Genomic DNA, 26217 nt, shown 5'->3' with positions numbered 1-26217 from the left:
TCCGTCCCGGCCGAGCACGCCCCGATCGCCGTACCATCGAGGTGTGACCGACTACCAGGCGTCCGACATCCGTGTCGGCGACACCGAGCGAGAGGACGCGCTGGGCAAGCTCGGCGAGCACATGAGCGCCGGTCGGCTCGACATCGACGAGTACGGCGAGCGGAGCGCGAAGGTCACCGCCGCCAAGACCCGTGGCGAGTTGCTCGACCTGTTCGGCGACCTGCCCGAGCCCCGTCCCGCGTTCGGCCGGCCGGGGCCGGCCCCGGTCGCCGCGGCCGACCGCTCGCCGTCGTTGCGCCACAAGGTCGTGCCCGTGTTGGTCCCGGTCGTCGCGGTCGGGCTCGCGGTCGGCCTGATGTTCATCGTCAAGCTGCCGTTCGTCTTCCTGCTGCCGTTCGTCTTCATCGCGATCGCCAGCTCCCGCCGCCGGGGCTTCAACCAGCACATACACAACGCGCACCGGCAGGCCATGCGCGACTACCGCGACGCCATGCGCGACCAGCACCACCGGATGCGCGCCGACTGGCGCGACGGGCGCTACTGAACGGGCCGATCGGCGGATTGTCTGCCGTACCCACCCTTGCCAAACTCTCAAAAAGATCTCACGAAGTTCCGGTGAACCGTCGAATCCGAGCATCCGCTACGGATAAGGTTCCACCGAACACAGGCGGGCTTTGTTGGAGGGCGGCGTGGCAGGCGAGCGCGGGGGCGGGCACGGTCACGGCAGGAGCGCGCACGAAACCGCGCCGACCGACTCCCTGAAAGTCGATCCCGAGGCGGTCCCGGCGCTGCGCAGTGCCTTCGCGGACGCCTTGTCGCGGGTCGACGAGCAGCTGCGGCTGGCCAACCAGGAGCTGCGGATCACCGCGTGGGCCAAGGACCCGGTGAGCCAGGACGCCGCGGTGGTTTTCAACGAGCGCTCCGTGGACACCGCGGCCTCGGCCATCGACTCGCTGCGCGCGTACCGCGACCAGCTGAGCGTGGCGGTCGCGAACCTCGACAAGACCGCCGAGCAGTACAGCGCGGTCGACAACGGCGGTCGTAGCGGCGTGAACCGGAACGGGGGCTGACCGGCAGTGACTCAACCGACCGAGCAGCAGCCGGGGACCCAGCCGGCCACCCCAGCGGCGGACGGGGCCCGGTGGCGTGGACACACGCACAAGGAGCTCTACCTGATGCTGCACGCCGGCCCGGGTGCGGCCGCGTCGGCGGAGCCGTCCCGGCGCTGGGAGGCGATCTCCACCGCGCTGGGCGAGATCGGCCAGGACCTGGCGAAGGCGCTGGAGCAGTCGGGAGCGAGCTGGACCGGTAAGGCGGCCGGGGCGGCGTACGACCGCCTGTCGGTCACCGCCACGTGGGCCACCGACACCGGCGCGGACGCGGCCGGCATGCGTACCGCCGTGGAGAGCCAGGCCGAGCACATCGCGCGCGCCCGGGCGGACATGCCCACGCCCGAGGACGTGCCGCCGGCCCAGCCGGACCCGACGATCGCGCCGGCCGTGCAGGTCGTGCAGGCGCAGACCGACCTCGAGAGCACCGAGGCGGGCGCCGCCTCCGCCGAGGAGCGGGCCTTCGAGGTGATGGCCGCCTACGAGCTGAACACCAACACCAACACCGGTGCGATGGCCACGTTCGACGCGCCGCGCGACCTGAGCCACAACGAAGGCGTGCACCAGGGCGAGCTCGTCGGCACCCAGCACACCTCGCCGGCCGGCCTCGGCAACGCCGGCGGTCACCACGGCGGCCCGCCGGGAGGCACGGGCGGCGCGTCGGCGCCGTTGCTCGAGTCGGACGGGCGCCGCCCGCTCCTGCCGAGCCAGGGCTCGTTCAGCGGCGTGCTCGACCCGCTGCTGCCCGGGTCCGCCAACAACAACCGCTCCAGGGACCGTACGCGCAACAACCGGCTCGCGGCCGGCGGCTCGAGCGGCACCGGCGGCGGTTTCAGCGGCAACCTCGGTGGCGGCGCGGGCGGTGGGTCGGGCTCGGGTTCGGGCGGCGGTTCCGGCGTCCCGGTCGGCAGCAGCTCGCCGGCCGCGGGCAGCTCGTCCGGTGCCACCGCGAAGCCCGTCGTGGGCCTGGGTGCCATGCCGACGGGCGACATGCAGGCGGCCGCGGCCAGCCAGGCGGCGGTCGGGCACGCGGCCGTGCACCAGTCCGGCGCGGCTGCCCCGATGGCGCCGACGACCGGTGCCGGTGCCGGTGGTGCGCAGGACCGGACGGCCATGCGCCGCTTCGGCATGGACGCGATCGGGTCCAACCAGTGGTTCGGCGACGACGAGGGTGTCGTCGGCGAGCGCGCCCGCCGGCGGCGTGACTTCTCCGAAACGCCGCAGGTCACCGAGTCGGTGGCTATCCTCGACGAGGAGCACAAGCTGCCGCCGACCGTGATCGGGGACAGCTCCACCGACCGCTAGCCGCTGGACTCGCATGACCGCACCGTTCCCTTGGCTCGGTGAGCCTGACTTCGACGAACCGCTGACCATCACGGCTCTCGAGTTCGACGTGCTGTGGGAGCACCTCGCACTCGACGCGATGCCGCTCGTGCTGCGCGTGCCCTCGCCCGGTCGCACCGATGCGGAGCGCGCGCGGTTCGTCCACCACGCGTGGGACAGCCTGGCGCGCCGCGGGCTGGGCCGCCCGGTCGAGCTCGACCCGCGCCTGGGCCGGCTGGTGTCGCTGCTGCGGCGCCCGGAGCGGGAGATCGACGGGCGACTGTGGGTCGGCCATCCGCTGCGCCTGTTCGCGGCGGCCACCGGCGACGAGGCCGTGCTGGCGACGATGACCGGCAGCCAGCTGACGCTGCGCGATGCCGACGCGACCGGCCTGCCGCGCCACGCGTTGTCCGTGCTGCCGCCCATGCCGGCCGGCCCCGGCCAGTCGATCACGCTGCGCACGGCCGACTTCGAGGCCGCCGCCCGGGAGGCGACGGAGCGGGCGAGGTTCGAGGGGGCGCTGCGCACCCAGGGGGTGAAGACCTCTGACGCGGCCAACCTGGCCGAGATGATCGGCGACGTGGTCAACCAGGGCCAGTTCGGCAGCGCCGTGCGCGACAAGTGGGGCCGCCGCGTACGGGCCGACCGGGTGATCAGCTTCTTCGACACCAAGGACGGCCGCTACCTGCAGATCCGCCGCGAGTCCGAGGGCGGCGAGGCCTGGACGACGATCTCCCCCGCGGACGGCCGCCGGATGCTCCAGCACCTGACCACCCTGCACGAGGAGCAACAGCAGCAGCGTTCCTGAGCGGTCCGCCCGAGGTGGCCCACGTCAAGCGGTCCACCTCAGGCGGCTGGCCACGTCAGGTGGCCGGTTCGAGCAGCTCCGGGCGGGCCTCCGGGGCGGCGGCCCGGCGGGCGTCGGCGGCCTGGTCGTCCGGCTGGGTCTGCGAGTCGCGTTCGGCCTCCACCCGAGCGGTGTAGACCTTGATCTCGCGGGCGATCGTGTCCTCGTCCCAGCCGAGGACCTCGCCCATCAGGTGCGCCACCTGGTCCGCGCAGTCCACGCCCCGGTGCGGGTACTCGATCGAGATCCGGGTCCGCCGCGACAGCGTGTCCTCCACGTGCAGCGCACCCTCGTGCGAAGCCGCGTAGACGATCTCCACCTGCAGGTAGTCCGGCGCCCCCGCCAGGGGCCGCAGCAGCTCCGGGCGGTCGGCGGCGAGCTCGAGCACCTCGTGCACGAGCGACCCGTACCGGTCCAGCAGGTGCCGAACGCGGTAGGGATGCAGCCCGTGCCGCGCGCCGAGCTGGTCGACCTGGTTGACGAGCGCGTGGTAGCCGTCCGCGCCGAGCAGCGGGACCTTGTCGGTGATCGACGACTGCAGCCGGCCCGGCACGTCCGGCGACGCGGCGTCCACGGCGTCCGCGGCCATCACCCGGTACGTCGTGTACTTCCCGCCGGCGATCGCGATCAGGCCCGGCGCCACCCGGGCGACGGCGTGTTCACGGGACAGCTTGGACGACTCCTCCGACTCGCCGGCCAGCAGCGGCCGCAGCCCCGCGTAGACGCCCTCGATGTCGTCCTGCGTGAGCGGCGTCGCGAGCACCGAGTTGACGTGCTCGAGGAGATAGTCGATGTCGTGCTTGGTCGCCGACGGGTGCGCGAGGTCGAGGTTCCAGTCGGTGTCGGTTGTGCCGACGATCCAATGATTACGCCACGGGAGCACAAAAAGCACCGACTTCTCCGTGCGCAGGATCAGCCCGGTCTCCGACACGATCCGGTCCCGCGGCACCACGATGTGCACGCCCTTCGAGGCACGCACCCGGAACCTGCCGCGCGAGCCGGACATCCGCTGCAGCTCGTCGGTCCACACGCCGGTGCAGTTGATCACCGCGTTCGCCTGGACCTCGGCCTCTCGCCCGTCCTCGACGTCGTGGACGCGCACCCCGGACACCCGGTCGGCCTCCCGGAGGAAGCCGACCACCTGGGTCGAGGTGCGCACGACCGCGCCGTAGTGCATGGCGGTGCGGGCCACGGTCATCGTGTGCCGGGCGTCGTCGGCCTGCGCGTCGAAGTACCGGATGCCGCCGATCAGCGCGGACGACTTCAGCGCCGGCGCCATCCGCAGCGCGCCCGCCCGGGTGAGGTGCTTCTGCCCGGGCACCGAGCGCGCGCCGCCCATCGTGTCGTACATCAGCAGGCCGGCCGCGGTGTAGGGCCGCTCCCAGCCGCGGCGGGTCAGCGGGTACAGGATGCTGACCGGCTTCACCAGGTGCGGCGCGAGCCGGGTCAGCATCAGCTCCCGCTCCCGCAACGCCTCGCGCACCAACCCGAACTCGAGCTGCTCCAGGTAGCGCAGCCCGCCGTGGAACAACTTCGACGAGCGGCTCGACGTGCCCGACGCGAGATCCCGAGCCTCCACGAGCGCGACCCGCAGCCCGCGCGTGGCGGCGTCGAGCGCGGTGCCCGCGCCGACAACGCCGCCGCCGATGACGACGAGGTCGAACGTCTCCGACTCCAACCGTCGCCAGCCCTGCTCGCGCTCCTCGGTACCCAACCGGCCACCGATCGTGTCCGATGTGGAGTGCTGCCCGGATGCCTTGCGATCACTCACGGCGCCTCCTCGAGTACGGCCCGACCCGAACCTGACCAACGCTACCGGGCGTACGCCGACCAGGCCCGTTTCCAGTGTGTCATTGGGATCTGGACAAGTTGACCTTGCGTACCGTAGCGTCCGAAGTCGCTCAGGGTAGGCACTGGCGCCGATCCCTTTCGTCCGGCTGCCCTACCCCCCTTCGGCAAGAAGGAAGTGGGTCCGTGAACTTCGGTGACATTTTCGTCTGGGAGATGCTGGGCACGGCGGCGCTGATCCTGTTCGGTGCTGGTGTCGTCGCGAACGTCGTCCTCAGGAAGACCCTCGGCAGCGGGGGCGGCTGGCTGCTCATCACCATCGGCTGGGCCTTCGCGGTGTTCGTCGGGGCGAGCATCGCCGCGCCGTCGGGGGCGCACATCAACCCGGCTGTGACCATCGGATTGCTGTCGAGCGGCAACTCGCCGTTCGGCTGGGCGGACGCCCCCGCCTACCTGCTCGGCCAGATGGTCGGCGCGTTCATCGGCGCCGTGCTCGCCTGGGCCGCCTACAAGCTGCAGTTCGACACCCACGACGAACCGGCCAACACCCGCGGGATCTTCTGCACCGGACCGACCGTGCCGAACTACACCTGGAACGTCGTCACGGAGGTCATCGGCACGTTCGCGCTGATCTTCTGGATCCTGCTCAACCCGGCGGTCAACGCGGCCCTCGGGTACGCCGCGGTGTCGTTCGTCGTCCTCGGCATCGGTGCCTCGCTCGGTGGCCCGACCGGTTACGCCATCAACCCCGCGCGCGACCTCGGCCCGCGCATCGCCTACGCCGTGCTGCCGATCAAGGGCAAGGGCAGCCCGGAGTGGAACTACTCCTGGGTGCCCGTGGCCGGCCCGATCATCGGCGCGATCCTCGCCGGCCTCGTCTTCCAACTTCTTCCGGCCGCATCCTGAACTCGAGAGGCTTGTTTCATGACCAGCTACGTAGCCGCGATCGACCAGGGCACAACCTCGACGCGGTGCATGATCTTCAGCCACGCCGGCGAGGTCGTGTCCGTGGACCAGAAGGAACACGAGCAGATCTTCCCCAAGGCGGGCTGGGTGGAGCACGACCCCGAGGAGGTCTGGCGCAACACCCGGGAGGTGGCCGCCGGGGCGCTCGCCAAGGCGGACCTGAACGCGTCGGACATCGCCGCGGTCGGCATCACCAACCAGCGCGAGACCGCGGTGGTGTGGGACCGCACCACCGGCAAGCCGGTCTACAACGCGATCGTCTGGCAGGACACCCGAACCGACCGGATCTGTGCCGAGCTGGAGGCGCTCGGCGGCGGGCAGGAGCGGTACAAGGCCAAGACCGGCCTGCCGCTCGCGACCTACTTCTCCGGTCCCAAGATCCGCTGGATCCTGGACAACGTCGACGGCGCCCGGCAACGCGCCGAGGCCGGCGACCTGCTGTTCGGCAACATGGACACCTGGCTGCTGTGGAACATGACCGGCGGCGCGGACGGCGGGGTGCACGTAACCGACCCGACCAACGCGTCCCGCACGCTGCTGATGGACCTGTCGACGCTGTCCTGGGACGCCTCGATCGCCGAGGACATGAAGATCCCGACCTCGATGCTGCCGGAGATCCGTTCCTCGTCGGAGGAGTACGCCAAGGTCCGCGAGAAGGGTGCGCTCGCCGGGGTCCCGATCGCGGGGATCCTCGGTGACCAGCAGGCGGCCACGTTCGGCCAGGCGTGCCTGTCGGTCGGCGAGGCGAAGAACACCTACGGCACCGGCAACTTCGTGCTGCTGAACACCGGCACGGAGCAGGTGGCGTCGCAGAACGGCCTGCTGACCACGGTCTGCTACAAGATCGGGACGAACGCAGCGGTGTACGCGCTCGAGGGATCGATCGCGGTCACCGGCTCGCTCGTCCAGTGGCTGCGGGACAACCTCGGCATGATCGCCTCCGCGCCGGAGATCGAGGGGATGGCGAGGGCGGTCGACGACAACGGCGGCGCGTACTTCGTGCCGGCGTTCTCGGGCCTGTTCGCCCCGTACTGGCGCTCGGACGCGCGCGGCGCGATCGTGGGCCTGACGCGGTACGTGAACAAGGGCCACCTGGCCCGCGCGGTGCTGGAGGCCACGGCCTACCAGACCCGCGAGGTGATCGACGCGATGAACGCCGACTCGGGCGTGCCGCTGACCGCGCTCAAGGTCGACGGCGGCATGGTCCAGAACGAGCTGCTGATGCAGTTCCAGGCGGACATCCTGGGCGTCCCGGTGATCCGGCCGGTCGTCGCGGAGACGACCGCGCTGGGCGCCGCGTACGCCGCCGGCCTCGCGGTCGGCTTCTGGAAGGGCGAGGACGACATCCGCAACAACTGGGCGAAGGACAAGGAGTGGACGCCGTCGATGGACGAGTCCGCCCGCGAGAAGACCTTCGGCCAGTGGAAGAAGGCCGTCACCCGCACGTTCGACTGGGTCGAGTCCGACTGAGTTCTCTCGAGCACCTCGAGCACGTGGCCACCGGCGTCCCGGTGGCCACGTGCGGTCGGTGGGGGTCTTCGCCATGCCGTTGTTCGGGTTCCGCCAGCCGTGGCGTCGGCGCTACCTGCGGGTGTTCTCGGTCGTCTTCATCGTCGTCATCGCTCTCATGACCGGCGTGTACGGCTGGTTCACCTGGAACCAGGCCGTCAACGGCGTCGAGGCGGACGGGGTAGTCGTCGACCGGGTCGAGGACGAGGACGGACCCACGGTGTACATCCGGTTCACGGCCGAGGACGGCCAGTCGGTGCGCGCGATGCTGACCGGCGTCGTCGCCACCGGCCGGCCGCGGTACGACGAGGGCCTCAGCACCGGCGACGTGGTCCGGATCCGGTACGTGGCAAGCGATCCCGGACTCGTCCGGCTGGCCTCGGAGCCGGCGGTGGAGCCGACGCCGTTCTACTACTTCGGCTTCTTCCTGCTGATGGGGATCGGACTGACGGCCTACGCCTGGTGGCCGACCGCCAGACCCCCGGCCGGTGACCGCAGGCCGTGATCGGGCTGCCCAACGGAACCTCAGGGGACCGTGACGGCACCCAGCCACCATCCACGTGATCCACGCGCCCGGTCGCCGGAACGCGACCAACACTCAAATCCCGGGACCAGCTCAATCCAGGTCGTCGTGGCGCATGAGGCGGCGGCCGGCCTCCACGATCGAGCCCGACAGCGACGGGTAGACCGAGAACGTGTGCGTCAGGTGCTCCACGGTGAGCTGGTTCTGCACGGCCAGCGCGATCGGCAGGATCAGCTCGCTCGCCGCCGGCGCCACCACGACGCCGCCGATCACCACGCCGGTCGCGGGGCGGCAGAACAGCTTCACGAAGCCGCGGTGCAGGCCCTCCATCTTCGCCCGGGCGTTGGTCGCGAGCGGCAGCATGATCGTGCGCGCCGGCACCTCGCCGGAGTCGATCGCCTGCTGGCTGATGCCGACCGTGGCGATCTCCGGGTGGGTGAACACGTTGGCGGCCACGGTCTTCAGCTTGATCGGCGCGACGCCCTCGCCGAGCGCGTGCCACATCGCGATCCGCCCCTGCATGGCCGCGACCGAGGCGAGCATCAGCAGCCCGGTGCAGTCGCCCGCCGCGTAGACGCCCGGCACGCTCGTGCGCGACACCCGGTCGACGGAGACGAACCCGCCCTGCCCCGGCTCGATGCCGACCTTCTCCAGCCCGATGTCGGACGTGTTGGGCACCGAGCCGACGGTCATCAGCGCGTGGCTGGCCTCGACGGTCTGCCCGCCGCGCAGGTGTACGACGACGCCCTTGGCGGTGCGCTCGACCCGCTCGGCACGCGCGTGCTTGACGACCTCGGTGCCGCGCGCCGCGTAGACGTCCTCGAGCACGGCGGCCGCGTCGGCGTCCTCGTGCGGCAGCACCCGGTCGCGGCTGGAGATCAACGTGACGCGCACGCCCATCTCGGTGTAGGCGGAGACGAACTCGGCGCCGGTGACTCCGGAGCCGACCACGACGAGGTGCTCGGGCAGCTCGGGCAGGTCGTAGATCTGCCGCCAGTCGAGGATCCGCTCGCCGTCGGGCTCGGCGCCGGGCAGGATCCGGGGCGTGGCGCCGGTGGCGATCAGCACCACGTCCGCGTCGAGGACCTCGGTCTCGCCGGCGAGGGTTGTCGTGGAGACCCGGTGCGCGGCGAGGCCGGTGCGGTCGTCGCAGAACCGGGCCCCGCCGCTGATGACCCGCACGCCCTCGCGCTGCACGCGGCTGCGTACGTCCGCCGACTGGGCGAGCGCGAGCCCTTTCACCCGTCCGTGCACGACAGGTAGATCGACCGGGGGAAGCTGGTTGTCCGTGTGGATGCCGAGCTCGTCCGCGATGTGGAAGGCCGTCCGGGCGCCGGCGGAGGCGATGAACGTCTTGGACGGGACGCAGTCGTACAGCACGCACGCCCCACCGAGCCCGTCCCGTTCGACGACCGTGACGTCGGCCCCGTGCTGAGCGGCCACCAGCGCGGCCTCGTAGCCGGCGGGCCCGCCGCCCATGATCACGATCCGGGTCACCCGGAACTCCCCTCGTGGTTCGGCTCTTCGGTGGCAACGGTACGCGGGGCACCCGGCGGCGAACACGCCCGAGCGCCATCACGCCGCACAAGATCCGAGGTATCGCTACGCTGTCCGCGTGCCGCTCTACGCCGCGTACGGGTCCAACATGGATCCAGCCCAGATGATGGAGCGAGCGCCGCACTCGCCGATGGCGGGGACCGGTTGGCTCGTCGGCTGGCGACTGACGTTCGGTGGCGAGGACCTGGGCTGGGAGGGTGCCCTCGCGACGATCGTCGAGGAGCCCGGCACCCAGGTCTTCGTGGTGCTCTACGACGTGACCGCCGAGGACGAGGCCATGCTGGACCGCTGGGAGGGCTCGGAGCTCGGCCTGCACTCGAAGATCCGGCTGCGGGTGCAGACGCTGGAGGGCTCGGTGCTGGCGTGGCTCTACGTGCTGGACGCCTACGAGGGCGGGCTGCCCTCGGCCCGGTACCTGGGCGTCGTCTCGGACGCGGCGGAGTCCGCGGGCGCGCCGGCAGACTACGTGGCGGACCTGAGAATCCGCCCGTGCCACGGCATCGGCCCCTGACCTTCGGCCCGTGATCTTCGCGGCCGAGCGAGTGCACTTACAAACGCTCGCGCCTACACGTCTGCGAACTCGCTCGGGGGACCCCTGGTTCCAGGCTAGTCGCGAGGGCTGACAGGTTTGGGGCGTCGGCGGAGTTCTGTGGACAGCTTGCGCACCTGTGGACAATCAGCGCACCGGGGCGTGTCAAGGGGTTGATGATGTCTGGGTAGCGCGACATAGTTGGGGCATGGGTGCCCGGCCTGAGTGTCCGTACAGTCCCAGCGGGCGCCATCAACCCGAGGCGAGCGATCCCAAGCGCTGTGCCTTCTGCGGTGCCGCCCTGTGAGCCGCCCGTGAGCCGTCACTCCGCGAAACAGCTGCCGCGCACCGGGCACGGCGACTCCCTCTGCAAGCACACCTCACCGGGCAGCTGCACGTGGTGGTGTTCCTACTCCCGCTTCGTCAAGGTCTGCCTCGTGATCGTCGCCGCCGTGGGTGCGTTCGGTGCGATCAGCTTCTTCCTCGACGAGGCAGGCGGCATGGACCGCCTCGTCGACGCCGGCATCGCGCTCGGCCTGTACCTCGTGGTCGTGGCCGGGATGGTCGTCTTCGCCAACCGGCGCGACGGCGGGGACCACTACTAACGGACTAAGGAGCCAGCGCCGCCAGCGCGGTGTGCGTCAGCACCCGAACCCCGGTCAGCAGCGCCCGCTCGTCCAGGTGGAACGTCGGCTGGTGGAGATCGGGCATCTGCCCCTCGCCGGACCACACCCCCAGTCGCGCGAACGAGCCCGGGATCTGCTCCAGGTACCAGCCGAAGTCCTCGCCGCCGGACGACTGCCTCGTCGACGTCACGGCCTGCTCGCCGAGCGCCGCCTCGACTCCCGCCCGCAGGACCGCCTCGCTCTCCACGTCGTTGACGACCGGGGGCACGCCACGCCGGTGCTCCAGCTCGAAGCCGACCCCGGTCGGCGCCAGCAGCGACTCCACCAGGCCCGCCACCAGCGGCTCCAGGTCGGCCCACACCTCGTGGTCGCCGGTCCGCAGCGTGCCGCGCAGGACGCCGTCCTGCGGGACCGCGTTCGGCGCCTCCCCCGCGTGTACCGCGCCCCACACGAGCACCGTGCCCGAGCGCGGGTCGATCCGCCGCGACAGCAGCGCCGGCAGGCCGGTGATGACCGTGCCCAGCGCGTGCACCAGGTCGGCGGTCAGGTGCGGGCGCGACGTGTGCCCGCCCGGCGAGGTCAGCCGTAGCTCCAGCAGGTCGGTGGCCGACGTGATCGCGCCGACCCGGGTGCCCACGCTGCCGACCTGCACGCGCGGGTCGCAGTGCAGGCCGTAGATCGACTCCACACCGTCCAGCCCGCCCGCGGCGATCACGTCCAGCGCACCGCCGGGCATGACCTCCTCGGCCGGCTGGAACACCAGCCGCACGCGGCCGGGCAGCTCCGGGGCGGACGCGAGCGCGAGACCGGCGGCGACCAGCATCGACGTGTGCGCGTCGTGGCCGCACGAGTGTGCGGCGCCGGGGACGGTCGAGGCGTAGGGCAGGCCGGTGAGCTCGGTGAGCGGCAGCGCGTCCATGTCCGCCCGCAGCGCCACGCAGCGATCGCCCGAGCCGACGTCGCAGATCAGGCCCGTGCCGCTGTCGAACAGCTTCGGCCGCAGCCCGCAGGCGGACAGCAGACCGGCCACGAGCTCGGTGGTGGCGAACTCGCGCCGGGACAGCTCCGGGTGGGCGTGGATGTGCCGAAACCAGGCGAGTACGTCGAGCGCGTTGCGCGCGAGCCACTCGTCGAGCCAGGAGGGGCCACGCCCCGAACCAAGGTCCTCCACAGTGGGCATACTGACGCCCTTGTCTGTCAGGAGCACACCGACCCCGTCTGTCGCGTTCACGTCGTCGCGGTCTCGCGACATCTCGGACCGCGAATCGAGCACTGTCACGCGGCAATCCTGCACCATGTGCAACTGAGGTTCGCACGAGGTTCGCTGGTCAACTGGTCGGCCGGTGTCGGACGTGCGCCGAGCGGTGTATGCGCTTCAGCCTGGCTAAACGATCACAATCGTCGAACGACGGCTCACTTGCCTTCCAGCGCCTTCTTCCGCTTGCGCCGCACGCTGCGCCCCCAGACCACGAGCGCGATCAGCACGACCGAGGTAACGCCCATGATCAGCTTGCGCCGCGTCTCCAGCCGGTCGGCCTCGGTGTCCGGCTGCAGTTTCGGGCCCGACGGGGCGGTGGCGCCCGGCGACGACGGGGCCGTCGGCTGGGTGGGTTGCGCGACAAGACGGTCGGCCGGCTCGGCGGACGCCGACGAGAACGAGCCCGCGAACGAGACGACCGGAAGTGCCAGGAAAAGGCCCAGCAGTGCGATGATCACGAGCCTGGTGGCACTCCGCATGGTCGTGACTCTAGTCAGCGCTTGGTGAGTCGGCGAACACCTCGAGTATCCGCTCGGCGGCCAGCGTCGGCGTCAGGTCGCCCTCGGCGACCTGACGTTCCAGGTCAGGCGCGAGCGCCCGCACCCCGGGGTGCTCCTGCAGCCGGGTGAGCAGCGTGTCGCGGACCATGGTCCACGTCCAGTCCACCTGCTGGCGCCGCCGCTTGCCGGCCAGCTCGCCCGACTCGGACAGCGTGCGGTGGTGGCGCTCGACCTGTTCCCACAGGGTTTCCAGGCCCGCTCCGGTGAGTCCGCTGCAGGTCAGCACGGGCGGCGTCCACCTCGCGTCCGGGTTGCGCAGCAGCCGAAGCGCGCCGGAGAGCTCTCGGGCGGCCCCGCGGGCCGGTGCCTCGTGTTCGCCGTCGGCCTTGTTCACCGCGATCACGTCGGCCAGCTCGAGCACGCCCTTCTTGATGCCCTGCAGCTGGTCGCCGGTGCGGGCGAGGGTGAGCAGCAGGAAACAGTCGACCATGTTGGCCACGGAGATCTCCGACTGCCCGACGCCGACGGTCTCCACGAGCACCACGTCGTAGCCGGCCGCCTCCATCAGCACGATCGTCTCCCGGGTCGCCCGGGTGACGCCGCCGAGCGTGCCGGAGGTCGGCGACGGGCGGACGAACGCGGCCGGGTCGACCGCCAGGCGCGCCATCCGGGTCTTGTCGCCGAGGATCGAGCCGCCGGTGCGCGACGAGGACGGGTCGACCGCGAGCACCGCGACCCGGTGGCCGGCCTCGGTGAGGGTCGAGCCGAGCCGGTCGATGAACGTCGACTTGCCCGCGCCCGGCACGCCGGTGATGCCCACCCGGTGGGCGCCACCCGCGTGCGGCAGCAGCTCGACGAGCAGCTGCTGGGCGAGCCCGCGGTGGTCGGCGCGGCGCGACTCGACGAGCGTGATCGCCTTCGACAGGGTCCCCCGGTCGCCGGCGAGCACCGCCTTGGCGTACTCGGAGACGTCGACCTCGCGCGCCATCAGGAACCGGGTGCCTCGTGGCCGTGTGCCTCGGCGAGCTTGCCGAGCAGGTCGGCGGCGGCCTCGGCGATCACCGTGCCGGGCCCGAAGATCGCCGCCGCGCCCGCGGCGAGCAGCTCCTCGTGGTCGGCGGGCGGGACCACGCCGCCGACGACGATCATGACGTCGTCGCGGCCGAGGGCGGCCAGCTCGTCGCGCAACGCCGGCACGAGCGTGAGGTGCCCGGCGGCGAGCGAGTTGACGCCGACGATGTGCACGTCGGCCTCGACCGCCTGGCGGGCGACCTCGGCCGGCGTCTGGAACAGCGGGCCCACGTCGACGTCGAAGCCGAGGTCGGCGAACGCCGAGGCGATCACCTTCTGGCCGCGGTCGTGCCCGTCCTGGCCCATCTTCGCGACCAGGATCCGCGGCCGGCGTCCCTCGGCCTCGGCGAACGCGTTCACCACCGCGCGCGCCTCGTCCACATTGGACACCGCGCCGACCTCCTCGGAGTAGACGCCGGAGATCGTACGGATCTGTGCGGAGTGGCGGCCCCACACCTTGCCGAGCGCGTCGGAGATCTCCCCGACCGTGGCCTTCGCCCGGGCCGCGTCGACGGCGAGCGCGAGCAGGTTCCCGGTCCCGTCGGCGGCCGCGGACAGCGCCCCGAGCGCGCGGTCGACGTCCGCCTGGTCGCGCTCCGCGCGCAGCCGGCGCAGCTTCTCCAGCTGCTGGGCGCGCACGCCGGCGTTGTCGACCTTGAGCACCTCGACGTGCTCGTCGGCGTCGGCGAGCCGGTACTTGTTGATCCCGATGACCGGTTGGCGGCCGGAGTCGATGCGGGCCTGGGTGCGCGCGGCGGCCTCCTCGATGCGCAGCTTCGGGATGCCCGCGTCGATCGCGCGGGCCATGCCGTCCGCGGACTCGACCTCGCTGATGTGCCCCCAGGCGCGCCGGGCCAGGTCGTGGGTGAGCCGCTCGACGAACGCGCTGCCGCCCCACGGGTCGATCACCCGGGTGGTGCCGGACTCCTGCTGCAGCAGCAGTTGGGTGTTGCGGGCGATGCGAGCGGAGAAGTCCGTCGGCAGCGCGAGCGCCTCGTCCAGCGCGTTGGTGTGCAGCGACTGCGTGTGCCCCTGGGTGGCGGCCATCGCCTCGACGCAGGTACGGACCACGTTGTTGTAGACGTCCTGCGCGGTCAGCGACCAGCCGGAGGTCTGGCAGTGCGTACGCAGCGACAGCGACTTGGCCGACTTCGGTTCGAACTGCTTGACGAGCTTGGCCCACAGCAGCCGCGCGGCCCGCAGCTTCGCGACCTCCATGAAGAAGTTCATGCCGATGGCCCAGAAGAACGACAGCCGCGGCGCGAACACGTCCACGTCGAGGCCCGCGTCCACGCCCGCGCGGATGTACTCGACCCCGTCGGCCAGCGTGTACGCCAGCTCGAGATCGGCCGTCGCGCCCGCTTCCTGCATGTGGTAGCCGGAGATGGAGATCGAGTTGAACTTCGGCATCTGCCGCGAGGTGTGCGAGAAGATGTCGGAGATGATCCGCATCGACGGCTGCGGCGGGTAGATGTAGGTGTTGCGGACCATGAACTCCTTGAGGATGTCGTTCTGGATGGTCCCGGTGAGCTTGTTCTGCGGCACGCCTTGTTCCTCGGCGGCGACCACGTAGAGCGCGAGGATCGGCAGCACGGCGCCGTTCATCGTCATCGAAACCGACATCTTGTCCAGCGGGATGCCGTCGAAGAGCTGGCGCATGTCGTAGATCGAGTCGATGGCCACCCCGGCCATACCGACGTCCCCGGCGACGCGCGGGTGGTCGGAGTCGTAGCCGCGGTGCGTGGCGAGGTCGAACGCGACCGACAGTCCTTTTTGGCCGGCCGCGATGTTGCGGCGGTAGAAGGCGTTCGACTCCTCGGCGGTGGAGAACCCGGCGTACTGGCGGATCGTCCACGGCTGGTTGACGTACATCGTCGGGTAGGGTCCGCGCAGGTACGGCGCGATGCCCGGGTAGGTGTCGAGGAAGTCCAGCTCGGCCGTGTCCTCCTTGGTGTACAAGGGTTTCACGCCGATGCCCTCGGGCGTCTCCCAGGTGAGCGCGTCGCTGCCCTTGCCGGTGGCCTCCTGCAGCGCGGCCTGCCAGTCGGCGGCCGCGGAGGTGCTCGACGCCGCCGGCTCGCCCAGTTCGACGTCGGAGAAGTCGGGGATCATGAGCTCTCCAGCTTCGCCTCGAAGGGTTCGGCGTAGCGCACCCGCGGCAGCCCGCCGCCCGGCTCGGGAGGCGCGGGCTCGCGGGTGAGCGGCTTCTCGTTCTCGTTGGGGAAGACCGTCACCCCGGTGATCGCCTCCTCGCCGGCCGCGAACCGGGCGGTGCGGGCCGTGCGGGTGACGGCGAGCCGCTCGTCGACCAGCCCGGAGTCGAGCGCGGCCGCGATGCCGCCCGCGCGCTCGATCTCGGTGAACACCGCCCACGCCGCGCGAGCCAGCTCGTCGGTGTGCCGCTCGACGTACCAGGAGCCGCCGGCCGGGTCGATCACACCGGCCACTTTGGACTCCTCGAGGAGGATGGACTGGGTGTTGCGGGCGATGCGCCGGGCGAAGGCGTCCGGCAGGCCGAGCGCGGCGTCGAACGGCAGCACGGTCACCGCGTCCGCGCCGCCGACGCCGGCGGCGAAACAGGCGAGCGTGGTGCGCAGCATGTTCACCCATGGGTCGCGGCGGGTGGTCATCGTCGAGGAGGTGGCCGCGTGCAGCGGAGCGGTGCGCACGGTCGCGCCGCACACCTCGGTGACCCGCGCCCACAGCCGGCGCGCGGCCCGCAGCTTCGCGATCGTGGCGAACTGGTCGGCGGTGGCGGCGAGGCGCAGCTCCAGCTGGCGGGCCGCCTGGTCGACGTCCAGGCCGGCGCCGGTGAGCGCGCGCAGGTAGGCCACTCCGGTGGCGATCGCGCAGCCCAGCTCCTGACCGTCGGACGCGCCCGCCTCGTGGTAGGGCAGACCGTCCACGACGACCGAGCGCAGCGCCGGGTACGCCTGCGCGCGTCGGGCCAGCTCGACGGCCACCCCGAGGTCGGCCGGCTCGCCGGTGCGGGCCCGCAGCCCGAGCGGGTCGGCACCGAGGTTGCCGCGCACCTCGCTGGCCGCGACGCCCTTGTCCACGTGCACGGCCAGCAGCGCGTCCGCGGCCGCGAGCGTCTCGGCGCCCGCGTCGAGGGTGACCGGGGCGAGGTCGAGGTAGACGTCCGCGAGCACGTCACCGAGCGCGGCGACCGGCAGCCCGGCGGCGCCGGCGACGAGCCACAGCGAGGTGCCGCCGTTCTCCAGATCGGCGAGCACCGCGCGCCGCGCGGTGGCCGGGTCCGGGTCGGCATGCCGCTGGCGGACGTCCCAACCGGAGAGCACCCGGCCGCCGGGGGTGGCGCCGCGCACGTACGGCGGCAGGCCGGGGAACCCGGCATCCGGGGCGGTGTCGTCGGCGGTGTAGAGCGGGCGGAGGTCGAAGCCGTCGTAGGTGCGCGTGGCGAGCGCGGCCTCCGGGTCGCCGAACTCGACACCTGACTTGCGCAGTACGCCTTCGACGAGCCCGCGCCACTGGTCCCTGGTGGCTGCCGGGAAATCGGCAGCCAGGTTCAACCGCTCCGCCGAGGTCATACCCGACGATGCTACGGACCGGTCTGGTGACATCACGGGTTCTCGTCGGCAGGTGTGGTGAATGCCGCACAATGTGTCAGGTGTCCAGCCCCTCCGAACGCGTGGTCGCCGGCCGGTACCGGCTGCGCCGGCAGCTCGGCCAGGGCTCGATGGGCACGGTGTGGGAGGCCTACGACGAGTTCCTGCGCCGCTCGGTGGCGGTGAAGGAGGTCCTGCTGCCGCCCGGGATCCCGGACGCCGAGGCCGACGAGCTGCGGGAGCGGACGCTGCGCGAGGCCCGCGCGATCGCCGCGCTGTCCCACCCGAACGTGATCACGCTGCACGACGTCGCCCGGGAGGACGGCGAGCCGTTCGTCGTCACCGAGTACATGGCCGCGCACAGCCTCGCCGAGCTGCTGCGCGCGCTCGGCCCGCTGGAGGTCGCCGCCGCGGCCGCGGTCGCCGACGCGGTCGCCGCCGGGCTCGCCGCCGCGCACCAGGTGGGCATCACGCACCGCGACGTCAAGCCGGGCAACGTGCTCGTCGGCACCACGCCCGCGACCAACGGCCAGGTGAAGCTGACCGACTTCGGCATCGCCCGCAACGTCTCGGAGCACACCATGACCCGAACCGGGATCATGCTGGGCTCGCCCGCCTACATCGCCCCGGAGGTGGCCGCCGGGGGCGAGCTGACGCCGGCCGCCGACGCGTGGGGCCTCGGCGCGACGCTGTACGCGGTGCTCGAGGGCCACCCGCCCTACGACAAGGGCGAGTCGGCGCTGCAGGTCGTGGCCATGGTCGTGCACGGCGAGCCGCCGCGGCCGGAGTCGACCGGGCCGCTGGCCGAGCTCGTCACGGCGCTGATGGTCAAGGAGCCGGCCGACCGGCTCTCGCTCGCCGAGGTGCGCGACCGGCTGCGCCCGCTGCTGCCCTCGTCTACCACCCCGCTGCTGTCCGACGACGAGCTCGCGAAGCTGACCAACCCGGACCAGACGCCGACCAGGTTCACCCCGAAGCCGCCCACGCCGCCCACGCCGCCCGCGCCGTCGCCGCCGCTCGCGGCACAGCCGTTCGCCCCGCCGTTGGCGCCGGCGCCAGGCCCACTGCCCTTCGAGTCGACGGACCGACCGCACATGCCGCCGGTGCGACCGGGTCCCCCGGGCCGGGGCCGGGCGTCGTCGATGGTGCTGGTGACGGTCGCGGTGCTGCTGTTCCTCGCGGCGGCCGGCGGCGGCTTCGCGCTGGCCAGGGTGGCCGGCGGGGAGTCGGTGCTGCCGCCGGCGGAGACCTCGTCGTCGTCGCCGACGCCCCTGCCGGAGACGCCGGCGACCGAGCTGGAGACGCGGACCGGCGACGCGGCGACCGTGAACGGGGAGCAGGGCGGCGGGTTCTCGGTGGGCGTGCCGGCCGGGTGGGTGCAGTTCGTCGAGGAGCGCGTGGGCGAGGAGCTGAGCAGCACCCGGGTGTACTACGTCTCCCCCGACGGCACGCGGACGCTGACCGTGGAGCGCTTCCCCGGCTACTTCCCCGACCACACGCCCGACGAGTACGTGGACTCGCTGGACGAGGGTGAGCGCGTGACGGTCACGCAGGTGGACCGCCAGGCGATCGTGGGCCTCGCGCCGGTCTCGGAGGCGGAGCGGCTGATCTACCGGACCACGACTAGCGCGGCGAACCTGGAGACCGGCAAGGGCGACCTCAACCGCGTGACGTTCGCGAACCTGCTGCCGCTGCGCGGCGACCTGTGGGTGCTCTCGGTGACCGTCCCGGTGGAACAGGAGGACACCGGCCGCACCGAGCTGTTCGACCGGATCGCGAAGACGTTCGAGGTCACCGGCTGACTACAGTCGCTCCCGTGACTGAGAACTTCGCCGCACTGGCCGAGGATGCGGCGGCCGCCCTCGCCGAGCGAACCGGGGTCGACAAGCATGACGTGGCCGTGGTGCTCGGCTCGGGCTGGCGCCCGGCGGCCGACGAGATCGGGACCGCGACGGCCGAGCTGCCGATGGCCGAGCTGCCCGGGTTCGCCGCCCCGACCGTGGCCGGGCACGGCGGCACGATCCGCTCGCTGCGGGTCGGTGACCGGCGGGTGCTGATCCTGCTCGGCCGCACGCACTTCTACGAGGGCCGCGGCGTCGGCGCGGTCGTGCACGGCGTGCGCACGATCGCGGCGGCCGGCTGCCGGACGGTCGTGCTGACCAACGCGGCGGGCTGCCTGCGCGACGGCATCCCGGTCGGCTCGCCGGTGCTGATCAGCGACCACCTCAACCTGACGGCCACCTCCCCACTCGTCGGCGCGAACTTCGTGGACCTCACCGACCTGTACTCGCCGCGGCTGCGCGCCGTCGCGCGGGAGATCGACCCGTCGCTGGTCGAGGGCGTGTACGCGGGCCTCGTCGGGCCGCACTTCGAGACGCCGGCGGAGATCCGGATGCTGCGCACGCTGGGTGCGGACCTCGTCGGCATGTCGACCGTGCTCGAGGCGATCGCCGCACGGGCCGCCGGGGTCGAGGTGTTCGGCCTGTCGCTGGTGACGAACCTGGCGGCCGGCGTCACCGGGGAGCCGCTGAACCACGAGGAGGTCCTCGAGGCAGGCCGGGCCGCGGCCGGCCGGATGGGCGGCCTGCTCCAGGCTCTGGTCGAACGGTCATGACGCTGTCCTCGACCCTGCGCGACGCGGCGTTCCGGTGGATCGCCGACGACCCGGACCCGGCGACGAAGGCCGAGCTGCAGCAGGTCGTCGCGAACGCCATGGGCGGCGTGCCCGGCGCGGTCGAGGACCTGGCCGACCGGATGAACGGCACGCTCACCTTCGGCACGGCCGGCCTGCGCGGGCCGGTCCGGGCCGGGCCCAACGGGATGAACCGCGCGGTGGTCGTCCAGACGACGGCCGGCGTCGCGGAGTGGTTGCGCCACAAGGGACACGCGAGCGGCACGATCATCGTCGGCCGGGACGCCCGGCACGGGTCCGCCGACTTCGCGACGGCGGCGGCCGAGGTGCTCACCGCAGCCGGCTTCACGGTGCTGACCATGCCCGGCCCGCTGCCGACGCCGATCACGGCGTTCCTGGTGCGCGCGCTCGGCGCGGCGGCCGGCATCCAGATCACGGCGTCGCACAACCCGCCCGCGGACAACGGGTACAAGGTCTACACCGGCGTCGACGAACCGGCCGGCTCGCAGATCGTGCCGCCTGACGACCGGCTGATCGAGGCGGCGATCCGCGACGTGCCGGCGGCGCGCTCGGTGCCGCTGTCGGCCGGGGCGCTGCCGGTGAGCGACGCGCAGGTCGACTGGTACGTCACGCACGTGGCGTCCCTGGCCCGCGGGACGTCCCGTGACCTGCGCGTGGTGCTGACCCCGATGCACGGTGTCGGGGGCTCGACGGCCCTGGCGGCGTTGCGGCGCGCGGGCTTCGCCGACGTCACGCTGGTGCCGTCGCAGGCCGCGCCGGATCCGGAGTTCCCGACCGTCGACTTCCCGAACCCGGAGGAGCCGGGGGCCGCGGACCTGCTGCTGTCGCTCGCATCGTCCTCCGACGCGGACCTGGCGATCGCGCTCGACCCGGACGCCGACCGCTGCGCGCTGGCGGCCCGCTTCCCGGACGGCTGGCGCATGCTCCGCGGCGACGAGACCGGTGCGCTGCTGGGCGCGCAGGTTTTGTCCACATTGGACCGCGCGGCGCACCCGGACCCGCTGGCCGCGTCGACGATCGTCTCGTCGTCGCTGCTGGGCCTCGTCGCTCTTGCCCATGGCGCGCGGCACACGGAGACGCTGACCGGCTTCAAGTGGTTGGTGCGGGCGGGTTCCGGCCTGGTGTTCGCGTACGAGGAGGCGCTGGGCCTGTGCGTCGACCCGTCGTCGGTGTCGGACAAGGACGGCATCTCGGCGGCGGTGCTGGCCTGCGACCTGGCGGCGTCGCTGAAGGCCGCGGGCCGCTCCCTGCCGGACGCGCTGGACGACCTGGCGGTGGCGCACGGCGTCCACCTGACCGAGCAGGTCTCGCTCCGCTTCACGGATGTGTCCGCGATCGCCCCGCTGGTGGCCGCCCTGCGCAAGTCCCCACCGGCCTCGCTGGGCGGCGTGGAGGTAACCCAGGACAACCCGGCCCCGGACATCATCCGCCTACGCGCCGACGGCCTCCGAGTGGTCATCCGCCCGTCCGGCACCGAACCGAAGGTGAAGGCCTACCTGGAAGTCGTCGAACCGGTCGCTTCGCCAGAGGCACTCGAGTCGGCCCGCACCAAGGCGACCGAACGGATGGCGTCCCTGCGCACCGAGGTCGCCACTCTCCTGGAGGCGTGACCGTGGCCCGGCTGCTGATCGTTCATCACACGCCTTCGCCCAACGTGCAGGCCATGTTCGAGGCCGTGGTGGCCGGGGCGACGACCGACGAGATCGAGGGCGTCCAGGTGGTCCGGCGGCCGGCGCTCGCGGCCACCGTCACCGATGCGCTCCAGGCGGACGGCTTCGTCCTCGGCACGCCGGCCAACCTGGGCATGATGTCCGGCGCGCTCAAGGTCTTCTTCGACCTCGTCTACTACCCCTGCCTCGACGCCACCCGCGGCCGCCCGTTCGGCCTCTACGTGCACGGCAACAACGACACCACCGGCGCGATCCGCGGCATCGACTCGGTCACCACCGGCCTCGGCTGGGAGCGGGCCACCGACACGGTCACGGTCACCGGCGAACCGTCCAAAGAGGACATCCAACGCTGCTGGGAGCTCGGCGCCACCGTGGCGGCCACCCTGATGAGCTGAGCACAAGCCTGCTCCACCTGTGCAGTCCGGCTCGGCCGCGGGGTTACCGGCCGGTAGACCGGGGGGTGCCAACAAGCACCAGAACAGGGGAACCCACATGCGAACGAGGACGAAGGTGGCCGCGGCGATCAGCGCCGCGTTGACGGCCGTGCTGGCCGGGGGGCTGGTCAGCATGTCGACCGCGGCGCCCGCCGACCAGGCCAAGGCGCCCAAGCGGAACATCGCGCTGATCCTCGACTACACGGTCAAGAAGACCTGCACCGTCTTCCCGAACTACCCCAAGGAAGGCGTGATCGGCAACGACATCGGCTGGAAGATCGCCCCGAACGAGATCGTGGCGTGGCGCTACAACGTCAACAGCACCTGGTCGATGATCAGCGACAAGAAGTACCGCGGCAGCAGCAAGAACCCGTGGTGGGGCTTCGTCCGCCGCGAGTGCATCGGCACCTCGGTCGGCGGTGAGCACTTCCCGACGCCGACCAGCTCGTACCCGGCCGGCCGCCCGGTGCCGACGCGGATCCTGCAGGGCCGCAGCGCCATCACCGACAGCCACTACCGCGCGGTCGACTTCCGAGTCTCGCCCGGCACCGTCGTCGACGAGCGCGTGCGCATCGACAGCAAGGGCACGCTGCGCGACAAGGCGAACCGCTTCGTCATCGGCAACGTCTTCGCCGGCTGGCACGTCCGCACGACGGGCGAGCGCTCGCAGGGCTGGACCAAGGTCTACGTGCCCAACGCGAAGCGCTGGGGCTGGGTGCAGGACTCCCACTTCTGATCGACCGAGCGGCTGACCGGGCCGGCGTAAGACCCGGTCAGCCGTTCACCAGCCGCATGCCGACCTCGGGGTAGCGGTTGCCCGCGAACGCGTCAGCGGGCGCCGCCGCCTCGATCGCCGCGATGTCCTCTTCGGACAGTTCGAGGCTCGCTGCGACGACGTTCTCCTCGAGGTACTTGCGCCGCTTGGTGCCTGGGATCGGCACCACGTCCGAACCGCGGTGCTGCACCCACGCGAGTGCCAACTGCCCCGCGGTCAGGCCGCGCGCGTCGGCCAGCGTGCGCAGGGTCTCGACGATGGCGAGGTTGTGCTGGAGGTTGCCGTCGGCGAACCGCTCGGTCTGGCGCATGTCCGAGTCGGCGAAGTCGCTCGTCGACGTGAAACGGCCGGTCAGGAACCCTCGGCCGAGCGGCGAGTAGGCGACGATCCCGACGCCGAGCTCTCGGCACGTCGGGACGATCTCCGCCTCGAGGTCGCGCGTCCACAGCGACCACTCCGACTGCAGCGCGGCGATCGGGTGCACGGCGTGCGCCCGCCGGATCGTCCCGGCGCCGGCCTCGGACAGGCCCAGGTGGCGGACCTTGCCCGCCTCGACGAGTCCGGCCATCGCGCCGACCGTCTCCTCGATCGGCACCTTCGGGTCGACGCGATGCTGGTAGTACAGGTCGATGTGGTCCACGCCGAGCCGGGCCAGCGACGCGTCGCATGCGGCACGGACGTAGTCCGGGTCGCCGCGCACGCCGCGGTCGGTCGGGTCCTCGCCACGCACCACACCAAACTTGCTGGCCAGCACGACCTCGTCGCGCCGGCCGGCGATGGCCCGGCCGACGAGCTCCTCGTTGGCGCCCCGGCCGTACATGTCCGCGGTGTCGATCAGCGTCACGCCCAGGTCGAGCGCGCGATGGATGGTGGCGACCGACTCGGACCCGTCGGCCTCGCCGTAGAACTCGCTCCCGACATCCCCTCGCAGGCTCGGTGATGCCGCTCGCGGTCGCCCGGTGTTTGATGGTTCGCTCCGCAAGCTCCGCTCACGCCATGCAGCCGAGCCCCTGGGCAGACACCGTCAGCCCGCCAAGCGCGCGAGTCTTCACGCCGACGCCTCCTCCAGGTTGGACGTCTTCTCGTCGAGGTCACGCTCACACTGCTCGTAGTTGGCGATCTTGTAGTTCAGCACGTCGAGGCAGGAGTTCAGCTCGACGATCCGGTCCAGCACCTCCGCGCGCTGCTCGATCAGGATCTGCTTGCGGCGGGTGGCGCTCGCGGTGCCCTGATGGCGCAGCCGCGCGTACTCGCGCATCATCCGGATCGGCATGCCGGTGGTGCGCAGCCTGGTCAGGAACTCGAGCCAGGCCAGGTCCTCGTCGGAGTAGGCCCGCCGGCCGCCGGAGTCGCGGGCGGGCGGGTCGATCAGTTGGATGCGTTCGTAGTAACGGAGTGTGTCGATCGACAGCCCACTGCGGTGGGCCGCCTCGGCGATCGCGTAAGTCACGCCCTCGACGGTAGGAGCTGGAGTGCGCTCCAGGTCAAGCCGAGTCGTCCGGCTTGGGGAAGGCCCACGCCTCGAGTCGCGCCGCCATCTCCGGCACGCCCACCGCGCCGCGGCCGACCTCGCGGACGATGTCGAGCGCGTCGTCCTCGTCTGCGTCGACCCACCAGCCGTTCATGTCGCACATGGTCACCGCGGCCACCCAGCCCAGGCGCCAGTTGCCCTCGGCGAGCGGGCGGGTCGTGACGATGGAGTCGAGGAGGGCGGCGGCCTTGAGCCACAGCGTGTCGTAGGCCTGCACGCCGAGCACGGTGGCGCGCGGCCGGTGGGCGGCGGCGTCGAGCAGGCCGAGATCGCGCACCACGAGGTCACCGCCGGTGACGGCAGCGGCCAACACGAGCAGGTCGCTGGCGTCCAAGTACACGATCACCGCGTGATCATGCCACTAGCCACCGACAGGTTCAGGCGGATCCGATCCGATCGAGCAGGCCCTGGTAGCGAGGCAGCACTCGGCCCAGCACCTCGGCCAGTTGCTGCTCCTTGTGCAACCGCGCCCAGCGTTCGGCGAGCGCGAGCCGCATGATCTCCTGCTTCGACCGGCCCTCCGCCGCGGCCAGCTCCGCGAGGTGGAGGTCCTCCTCGTCGGACAGCCTCAGTGTCATCGCCATGCACCCAACGGTACCACCGTGATACCACCACGGACGAGGTTCAGACCGCCCCGTACTGCCGGTCACCGGCGTCGCCCAGGCCGGGGACGATGTACCCCGAGTCGTTGAGCCGCTCGTCCACGCTCGCGGTGACCAGCCGGATCGGCAGACCGGACTTCTCCAGGTGGCGGATGCCCTCCGGCGCCGCGAGCGCGCACACGGCCGTCACGTCGGTCGCGCCGCGGTCGGTCAGCAGCCGGATCGTGTACTCCATCGAGCCGCCGGTGGCGAGCATCGGATCGAGCACGAACACGGACCGGCCGGCCAGGTCGGCGGGCAGCGACTCCATGTACGGCGTCGGCTCGAGCGTCTCCTCGTTGCGCGCCAGGCCGACGAAGCCCATCTGCGCCTCGGGGATCAGCCGGTGCGCCTGGTCGGCCATGCCGAGGCCGGCCCGCAGGACGGGAACCAGCAGCGGCGGTTTCGCGAGCCAGTAGCCCTCGGTGCGCGCGACCGGGGTGTGGATGCGCTCGGTGCGCACGGTGGCGTCGCGGGTGGCCTCGTAGATGAGCATCACGGTCAGCTCGTGCAGGGCGGCCCGGAACCTGGCGTTGTCCGTGCGGGCGTCCCGCATGACGGTCAGCCGCGCCTTGGCCAGCGGGTGGTCGACGGTGAGCACGTCCATGAGGCGACAGGCTACCTGGAGACTTCCTGACACAATGGAATGTCATGCGCCGACTGAACGCCACCGCCGCCTCGCTGCTCGGCCTGCTCCACGACGGGCCGCTGACGGGGTGGGACCTGGTGGCCACCGCGCAGGAGCGGATCGGGAACTTCTGGACGCTGACGCAGAGCCAGGTGTACCGCGAGCTCGCGCGGATGACCGACGACGGCCTGGTCACGGTCGGCGAGCCGGGCCCGCGCGACCGCAAGCCGTACACGATCACCGAGGCCGGGCGGACGGCGTTCGCGGAGTGGATCGACGCCGCGCCCGCCGCGGACCAGGTTCGGGTGCCGCTGCTGCTGACGATCCAGTTCTCGACGCACCTGCGGCCGGGGCGCCTGGCGGAGATCATCGACGCGGCCCGCGCCGAGCACACAGCCCGCCTGGCCGCCTACCGCGAGCACGAGGCCCACCTGGCGACCGACGCCGACCACGTCCGCCTGGCGACCCTGCGGTTCGGCATCCGCCACGAGGAGGCCGCACTCGCCTGGTTCGACGAGCTGCCCGGGCTGCTCGGCACGGACTGACCGGAACGGCTCGCGCGCCGGGCGCGTCCACTTCCGGCGTACAGCACGACGTCTCGGGGGGAACCAGCCATGTCACGAAGCCTCTTCTGCGTGGTCGCGGCGCTCCTGGCCGGCGCGGCGTCGCCCGGCACGGCCGCGGCGGACCCGGACGAGCCGGCCGAGCCC

26 protein-coding genes and 1 pseudogene are annotated in these 26217 nt (G+C 72.0%); 15 read left to right on the top strand and 12 right to left on the bottom strand.

The window, feature by feature from the left end; all coding sequences use genetic code 11:
* Nucleotides 1-43: 43 nt before the first annotated feature.
* From ACRDSK_RS09930 to ACRDSK_RS09915, 4 genes are all read left to right on the top strand, one after another.
* On the top strand, nucleotides 44-544 hold the full coding sequence (locus ACRDSK_RS09930) for a DUF1707 SHOCT-like domain-containing protein (protein WP_431439707.1): 501 nt from the start codon (nucleotides 44-46) through the stop codon (nucleotides 542-544).
* 145 nt (nucleotides 545-689) lie between these two features.
* Nucleotides 690-1070, top strand: a complete 381-nt coding sequence (locus ACRDSK_RS09925) for a transcriptional regulator (protein WP_431439706.1) — start codon at nucleotides 690-692, stop codon at nucleotides 1068-1070.
* Nucleotides 1071-1076: 6 nt separating this feature from the next.
* The gene (locus ACRDSK_RS09920; RefSeq protein ID WP_431439705.1) at nucleotides 1077-2414 is read left to right on the top strand and encodes a PPE domain-containing protein; all 1338 of its coding nucleotides are present in this window, start codon (nucleotides 1077-1079) and stop codon (nucleotides 2412-2414) included.
* Between the two features lie 13 nt (nucleotides 2415-2427).
* Nucleotides 2428-3240, top strand: a complete 813-nt coding sequence (locus ACRDSK_RS09915; RefSeq protein ID WP_431439704.1) for an ESX secretion-associated protein EspG — start codon at nucleotides 2428-2430, stop codon at nucleotides 3238-3240.
* Between the two features lie 55 nt (nucleotides 3241-3295).
* On the opposite strand, the gene ACRDSK_RS09910 is transcribed toward ACRDSK_RS09915, so the two are convergent.
* Nucleotides 3296-5050, bottom strand: coding sequence for a glycerol-3-phosphate dehydrogenase/oxidase (locus tag ACRDSK_RS09910; protein ID WP_431439703.1), 1755 nt, complete (start codon nucleotides 5048-5050; stop codon nucleotides 3296-3298).
* Nucleotides 5051-5253: 203 nt separating this feature from the next.
* Here ACRDSK_RS09910 and ACRDSK_RS09905 point away from each other — a divergent pair, with 203 nt between their 5' ends.
* From ACRDSK_RS09905 to ACRDSK_RS09895, 3 genes are read left to right on the top strand one after another with little or no spacing between them, the layout of a single operon-like run.
* Entirely contained in the window at nucleotides 5254-5973 is a 720-nt protein-coding gene (locus ACRDSK_RS09905) for an MIP/aquaporin family protein (protein WP_431439702.1), read from the top strand.
* Between the two features lie 18 nt (nucleotides 5974-5991).
* On the top strand, nucleotides 5992-7503 hold the full coding sequence (gene glpK / locus ACRDSK_RS09900) for a glycerol kinase GlpK (protein ID WP_431439701.1): 1512 nt from the start codon (nucleotides 5992-5994) through the stop codon (nucleotides 7501-7503).
* 58 nt (nucleotides 7504-7561) lie between these two features.
* The gene (locus ACRDSK_RS09895; RefSeq protein WP_431439700.1) at nucleotides 7562-8047 is read left to right on the top strand and encodes a hypothetical protein; all 486 of its coding nucleotides are present in this window, start codon (nucleotides 7562-7564) and stop codon (nucleotides 8045-8047) included.
* Between the two features lie 111 nt (nucleotides 8048-8158).
* Here the strand turns inward: ACRDSK_RS09895 and ACRDSK_RS09890 are convergent, their stop codons facing one another.
* Nucleotides 8159-9562 (bottom strand): NAD(P)H-quinone dehydrogenase, encoded by a 1404-nt coding sequence (locus tag ACRDSK_RS09890; RefSeq protein ID WP_431439699.1) that lies wholly within the window; start codon nucleotides 9560-9562, stop codon nucleotides 8159-8161.
* Between the two features lie 118 nt (nucleotides 9563-9680).
* On the opposite strand from ACRDSK_RS09890, the gene ACRDSK_RS09885 reads away from it, so the two are divergent.
* Together ACRDSK_RS09885 and ACRDSK_RS09880 are read left to right on the top strand one after the other, a co-directional pair.
* Complete coding sequence (locus ACRDSK_RS09885; protein WP_431439698.1) at nucleotides 9681-10133, top strand: gamma-glutamylcyclotransferase; 453 nt, start codon at nucleotides 9681-9683, stop codon at nucleotides 10131-10133.
* Nucleotides 10134-10465: 332 nt separating this feature from the next.
* Entirely contained in the window at nucleotides 10466-10756 is a 291-nt protein-coding gene (locus ACRDSK_RS09880; RefSeq protein WP_431439697.1) for a hypothetical protein, read from the top strand.
* A 4-nt stretch (nucleotides 10757-10760) separates the two neighbouring features.
* Here the strand turns inward: ACRDSK_RS09880 and ACRDSK_RS09875 are convergent, their stop codons facing one another.
* The 5 genes from ACRDSK_RS09875 to ACRDSK_RS09855 form a co-directional block, all read right to left on the bottom strand.
* Complete coding sequence (locus ACRDSK_RS09875; RefSeq protein ID WP_431439696.1) at nucleotides 10761-12056, bottom strand: M20 family metallopeptidase; 1296 nt, start codon at nucleotides 12054-12056, stop codon at nucleotides 10761-10763.
* Nucleotides 12057-12190: 134 nt separating this feature from the next.
* Nucleotides 12191-12514, bottom strand: coding sequence for a hypothetical protein (locus ACRDSK_RS09870; protein ID WP_431439695.1), 324 nt, complete (start codon nucleotides 12512-12514; stop codon nucleotides 12191-12193).
* A gap of 10 nt (nucleotides 12515-12524) precedes the next feature.
* Nucleotides 12525-13523 carry a methylmalonyl Co-A mutase-associated GTPase MeaB gene (gene meaB, locus ACRDSK_RS09865; RefSeq protein ID WP_431439694.1) on the bottom strand — a complete coding sequence of 333 codons (999 nt, stop codon included), beginning with the start codon at nucleotides 13521-13523 and terminating at the stop codon, nucleotides 12525-12527.
* On the bottom strand, nucleotides 13523-15718 hold the full coding sequence (scpA, locus tag ACRDSK_RS09860) for a methylmalonyl-CoA mutase (protein ID WP_431439693.1): 2196 nt from the start codon (nucleotides 15716-15718) through the stop codon (nucleotides 13523-13525). The genes meaB and scpA overlap by 1 nt, the downstream gene beginning before the upstream one ends.
* Nucleotides 15715-17157 carry a methylmalonyl-CoA mutase subunit beta gene (locus ACRDSK_RS09855; RefSeq protein ID WP_431439692.1) on the bottom strand — a complete coding sequence of 481 codons (1443 nt, stop codon included), beginning with the start codon at nucleotides 17155-17157 and terminating at the stop codon, nucleotides 15715-15717. The genes scpA and ACRDSK_RS09855 overlap by 4 nt, the downstream gene beginning before the upstream one ends.
* Before the next feature lie 71 nt (nucleotides 17158-17228).
* Between ACRDSK_RS09855 and ACRDSK_RS09850 the strand changes: the two genes are divergently transcribed.
* The 5 genes from ACRDSK_RS09850 (at nucleotide 17229) to ACRDSK_RS09830 (ending at nucleotide 22668) form a co-directional block, all read left to right on the top strand.
* A complete protein-coding gene (locus ACRDSK_RS09850; protein WP_431439691.1) occupies nucleotides 17229-18977 on the top strand; it encodes a protein kinase domain-containing protein in 1749 nt (582 codons plus the stop codon).
* Nucleotides 18978-18991: 14 nt separating this feature from the next.
* Complete coding sequence (locus tag ACRDSK_RS09845; protein ID WP_431439690.1) at nucleotides 18992-19789, top strand: purine-nucleoside phosphorylase; 798 nt, start codon at nucleotides 18992-18994, stop codon at nucleotides 19787-19789.
* Entirely contained in the window at nucleotides 19786-21438 is a 1653-nt protein-coding gene (locus ACRDSK_RS09840) for a phospho-sugar mutase (protein ID WP_431439689.1), read from the top strand. Before ACRDSK_RS09845 ends, ACRDSK_RS09840 begins: the two co-directional genes overlap by 4 nt.
* Nucleotides 21439-21440: 2 nt before the next feature.
* Nucleotides 21441-21893 (top strand): flavodoxin family protein, encoded by a 453-nt coding sequence (locus tag ACRDSK_RS09835; RefSeq protein ID WP_431439726.1) that lies wholly within the window; start codon nucleotides 21441-21443, stop codon nucleotides 21891-21893.
* A 97-nt stretch (nucleotides 21894-21990) separates the two neighbouring features.
* Nucleotides 21991-22668, top strand: coding sequence for a hypothetical protein (locus ACRDSK_RS09830; RefSeq protein ID WP_431439688.1), 678 nt, complete (start codon nucleotides 21991-21993; stop codon nucleotides 22666-22668).
* A gap of 37 nt (nucleotides 22669-22705) precedes the next feature.
* On the opposite strand, the pseudogene ACRDSK_RS09825 reads toward ACRDSK_RS09830, so the two are convergent.
* From ACRDSK_RS09825 to upp, 5 genes and pseudogenes are all read right to left on the bottom strand, one after another.
* A pseudogene (locus ACRDSK_RS09825) lies at nucleotides 22706-23759 on the bottom strand (aldo/keto reductase).
* On the bottom strand, nucleotides 23756-24157 hold the full coding sequence (locus tag ACRDSK_RS09820; RefSeq protein ID WP_431439687.1) for a MerR family transcriptional regulator: 402 nt from the start codon (nucleotides 24155-24157) through the stop codon (nucleotides 23756-23758). The pseudogene ACRDSK_RS09825 and the gene ACRDSK_RS09820 overlap by 4 nt, the downstream one beginning before the upstream one ends.
* A 34-nt stretch (nucleotides 24158-24191) precedes the next feature.
* Nucleotides 24192-24584 carry a type II toxin-antitoxin system death-on-curing family toxin gene (locus tag ACRDSK_RS09815; RefSeq protein WP_431439686.1) on the bottom strand — a complete coding sequence of 131 codons (393 nt, stop codon included), beginning with the start codon at nucleotides 24582-24584 and terminating at the stop codon, nucleotides 24192-24194.
* Between the two features lie 31 nt (nucleotides 24585-24615).
* Nucleotides 24616-24822 (bottom strand): ribbon-helix-helix protein, CopG family, encoded by a 207-nt coding sequence (locus ACRDSK_RS09810; protein WP_431439685.1) that lies wholly within the window; start codon nucleotides 24820-24822, stop codon nucleotides 24616-24618.
* A gap of 40 nt (nucleotides 24823-24862) precedes the next feature.
* Complete coding sequence (upp, locus tag ACRDSK_RS09805) at nucleotides 24863-25486, bottom strand: uracil phosphoribosyltransferase (protein ID WP_431439684.1); 624 nt, start codon at nucleotides 25484-25486, stop codon at nucleotides 24863-24865.
* 44 nt (nucleotides 25487-25530) lie between these two features.
* Between upp and ACRDSK_RS09800 the strand changes: the two genes are divergently transcribed.
* Nucleotides 25531-26052, top strand: a complete 522-nt coding sequence (locus tag ACRDSK_RS09800; RefSeq protein WP_431439683.1) for a PadR family transcriptional regulator — start codon at nucleotides 25531-25533, stop codon at nucleotides 26050-26052.
* Nucleotides 26053-26217: the final 165 nt, after the last annotated feature.

The sequence above is a fragment of the Actinophytocola sp. genome (genome assembly GCF_050699915.1).
GTDB lineage: Bacteria > Actinomycetota > Actinomycetes > Mycobacteriales > Pseudonocardiaceae > Actinophytocola.
The sequence above is the reverse complement of the archived record's forward strand: the minus strand, read 5'-3'. Positions and strand labels throughout refer to the sequence as shown.

What these genes read in the sequence shown, in the direction of transcription:
- upp (WP_431439684.1), bottom strand. Translation starts at nt 25,486, where the DNA reads ATGGACGTGCTCACCGTCGACCACCCGCTGGCCAAGGCGCGGCTGACC.
- scpA (WP_431439693.1), bottom strand. Translation starts at nt 15,718, where the DNA reads ATGATCCCCGACTTCTCCGACGTCGAACTGGGCGAGCCGGCGGCGTCG.
- ACRDSK_RS09810 (WP_431439685.1), bottom strand. Translation starts at nt 24,822, where the DNA reads ATGGCGATGACACTGAGGCTGTCCGACGAGGAGGACCTCCACCTCGCG.
- ACRDSK_RS09840 (WP_431439689.1), top strand. Translation starts at nt 19,786, where the DNA reads ATGACGCTGTCCTCGACCCTGCGCGACGCGGCGTTCCGGTGGATCGCC.
- ACRDSK_RS09830 (WP_431439688.1), top strand. Translation starts at nt 21,991, where the DNA reads ATGCGAACGAGGACGAAGGTGGCCGCGGCGATCAGCGCCGCGTTGACG.
- ACRDSK_RS09870 (WP_431439695.1), bottom strand. Translation starts at nt 12,514, where the DNA reads ATGCGGAGTGCCACCAGGCTCGTGATCATCGCACTGCTGGGCCTTTTC.
- glpK (WP_431439701.1), top strand. Translation starts at nt 5,992, where the DNA reads ATGACCAGCTACGTAGCCGCGATCGACCAGGGCACAACCTCGACGCGG.
- ACRDSK_RS09850 (WP_431439691.1), top strand. Translation starts at nt 17,229, where the DNA reads ATGTGTCAGGTGTCCAGCCCCTCCGAACGCGTGGTCGCCGGCCGGTAC.
- ACRDSK_RS09800 (WP_431439683.1), top strand. Translation starts at nt 25,531, where the DNA reads ATGCGCCGACTGAACGCCACCGCCGCCTCGCTGCTCGGCCTGCTCCAC.
- ACRDSK_RS09855 (WP_431439692.1), bottom strand. Translation starts at nt 17,157, where the DNA reads ATGACCTCGGCGGAGCGGTTGAACCTGGCTGCCGATTTCCCGGCAGCC.
- meaB (WP_431439694.1), bottom strand. Translation starts at nt 13,523, where the DNA reads ATGGCGCGCGAGGTCGACGTCTCCGAGTACGCCAAGGCGGTGCTCGCC.
- ACRDSK_RS09915 (WP_431439704.1), top strand. Translation starts at nt 2,428, where the DNA reads ATGACCGCACCGTTCCCTTGGCTCGGTGAGCCTGACTTCGACGAACCG.